The 2418-nt window shown below is 59.1% G+C and carries 5 protein-coding genes; all 5 read right to left on the reverse strand.

All coding sequences use genetic code 11. From position 1 onward, the window contains the following. Positions 1 to 149 precede the first annotated feature (149 nt). The gene (locus LC334_RS22945; RefSeq protein ID WP_085802632.1) at positions 150 to 446 is read right to left on the reverse strand and encodes a 50S ribosomal protein L23; all 297 of its coding nucleotides are present in this window, start codon (positions 444 to 446) and stop codon (positions 150 to 152) included. Beyond that, on the reverse strand, positions 443 to 1060 hold the full coding sequence (rplD, locus tag LC334_RS22950) for a 50S ribosomal protein L4 (RefSeq protein WP_085802631.1): 618 nt from the start codon (positions 1058 to 1060) through the stop codon (positions 443 to 445). The genes LC334_RS22945 and rplD overlap by 4 nt, the downstream gene beginning before the upstream one ends. Beyond that, complete coding sequence (rplC, locus tag LC334_RS22955) at positions 1057 to 1920, reverse strand: 50S ribosomal protein L3 (protein ID WP_085802630.1); 864 nt, start codon at positions 1918 to 1920, stop codon at positions 1057 to 1059. Before rplC ends, rplD begins: the two co-directional genes overlap by 4 nt. Before the next feature lie 15 nt (positions 1921 to 1935). Continuing rightward, positions 1936 to 2244: a 30S ribosomal protein S10 gene (rpsJ, locus tag LC334_RS22960; protein ID WP_085802629.1), complete on the reverse strand. Its 309-nt coding sequence runs from the start codon at positions 2242 to 2244 to the stop codon at positions 1936 to 1938. Between the two features lie 100 nt (positions 2245 to 2344). After that, positions 2345 to 2418: EF-Tu C-terminal domain-related protein (locus tag LC334_RS22965; protein WP_202814033.1), on the reverse strand; the 74-nt coding region annotated here is incomplete at its 5' end.

A 2418-nucleotide genomic window follows, 5' to 3' on the forward strand; every position in this document is an offset into this window, starting at 1 on the left:
GGGTTGCCTTCGTGAAAGGTTTTTCATCTATCAAACGAGACACTCATGATCGTTGCAGCATTGGTCAATAAGGGCTCAAAGCAGTCTTTCTAAAACCAAAAGGCCCCCACAACTGTGAGAGCCTTCCTGATTGTCACTAGGCGTTTCGATCAAAGACCAGTGGTCACGTCGATCGTGTTGCCCTCTTCCAGGGTCACATAGGCCTTCTTGATGTGGTTCCGGCGACCCAATGCGCCGCGGAACCGTTTGACCTTGCCCTTGGTGATCGTGGTGTTGACCGCTTTGACCGTCACACCAAAGAGCGCCTCGACGGCCTCCTTGATCTGCGGCTTGTTGCTATCCATCGCCACTTCAAAGACAACCGCGCCGTTCTCGGACGCCATGGTGGCCTTTTCGGTGATGACCGGCTTGCGGATCACGTCATAATGTTGTGCCTTCGCGCTCATTTCAACCGAGCCTCCAGTGCTTCGACACCCGCCTTGGTGATCACCAGCGTGTCACGCTTGAGGATGTCATAAACGTTTGCGCCCATGGTTGGCAGCACGTCCAGACCTTCGATATTGCGGGCTGCTTTGGCGAAATCTGCATTCACCTCGGCCCCATCGATGATCAGCGCGCGCTTCCAGCCCAGATCCTTGACCTGCTTGGCCAGGGCACCTGTTTTACCCGCTGATTTGAGCTCATCAATCACCACCAGCTCGCCAGCGGCCATTTTGGCCGATAGGGCGTGCTTCAAGCCCAGCTTGCGGAATTTCTTGGTCAGCTCATGGCCGTGCGACCGGACAACCGGGCCCTTATACACGCCACCACCGCGGAAAATCGGCGCCGAACGCGCGCCGTGGCGTGCGCCACCGGTGCCTTTCTGGCGATAGATCTTCTTGGTCGAATAGCTGACCTCGGAGCGGGTCTTGACCTTGTGCGTACCGGCCTGCGCGTTGTTGCGCTGCCAGCGGACGACACGGTGCAGAATGTCCGCGCGCGGTTCCAGGCCGAAGATGTCTTCGCCCAGATCGACCGAGCCGGCCTTCTTGCCGTCCAGTTTGATCACGTCGAGTTTCATTCCTCGCCTTCCTTCTTCTCAGCTTCAGCTTGCGCTTCGGCAACTTTGTCTACCTTGGCTTCCTCGGCCTCGGCGGCTTCCAGAGCGGCCTGTTCAGCTTCGGCGGCGGCAGCTGCTGCGGCTTCTGCTTCGGCGGCAGCCGCTGCGGCGGCTTCTTCAGCGGCTTTCGCGGCTTCTTCGGCCATTGATTTCAGACCGGCAGGCAGGATCGCTGTTTCAGGGAACGGCTTCTTGACCGCGTCCTTGACCGTCACCCAGCCGCCTTTCGAACCCGGTACCGCGCCCTTGATCATGATCAGACCTCGGTCGGCATCGGTTTTCACCACTTGCAGGTTCTGCGTGGTCACCCGTGCAGCCCCCATATGGCCGGCCATTTTCTTACCCTTGAACACCTTGCCCGGATCCTGACACTGACCGGTCGAACCGTGCGAGCGGTGGCTGATCGACACACCATGCGAGGCGCGCAGACCACCAAAGTTGTGGCGTTTCATGGCACCGGCAAAACCCTTACCGATCGACGTGCCGCAGACATCTACGTACTGACCTTCGAAGTAATGGTTCGCAGTGATTTCCTCACCCACCTCGATCATCGCCTCGGGGGCCACGCGGAACTCAGCAACCTTGCGCTTGGGTTCCACCTTGGCGGCCGAGAAATGGCCACGCATGGCTTTCGAGGTCCGCTTGGCCTTGGCTGTGCCCGCACCCAGCTGCACGGCGGCATAGCCATGCTGCTCGGGCGTGCGCTGCGCCACGACCTGCAGTTTGTCCAGTTGAAGAACGGTCACAGGGATCTGCTTGCCGTCTTCCATGAAAAGCCGGGTCATGCCGACTTTCTTTGCAATTACACCAGAGCGCAACATTGTCAGGTGCCCTCCTTAAACCGAGATCTGAACGTCTACACCAGCAGCCAGGTCGAGCTTCATCAGCGCGTCCACGGTCTGAGGTGTGGGGTTAACGATATCCAGCAGGCGCTTATGCGTGCGGATTTCCCATTGATCACGGGATTTTTTGTTCACATGCGGGCCACGCAGAACGGTGAATTTCTCGATCTTGTTCGGCAGCGGGATCGGCCCCCGAACGTCGGCACCGGTGCGTTTGGCGGTATTGACGATCTCTTGCGTGCTGGCGTCCAGCACACGATAGTCAAACGCCTTCAGCCGAATGCGGATGTTTTGGCTTTGCATTGTCTTAGCCTTTCAAGGCATTGGAGTTGATAGGAGGAAGGCCGGACCACCCGGCCCCCCTCGTCGAACCCTGCCCCGGGCGAACCCGGGGGCTTTGGGATTATTCGATGATTTTAGCGACGACGCCGGCGCCGACGGTGCGGCCGCCTTCGCGGATGGCGAAGCGCAGGCCGT

It is taken from the genome of Roseovarius aestuarii (assembly GCF_019966515.1).
Taxonomy (GTDB): domain Bacteria; phylum Pseudomonadota; class Alphaproteobacteria; order Rhodobacterales; family Rhodobacteraceae; genus Roseovarius; species Roseovarius aestuarii.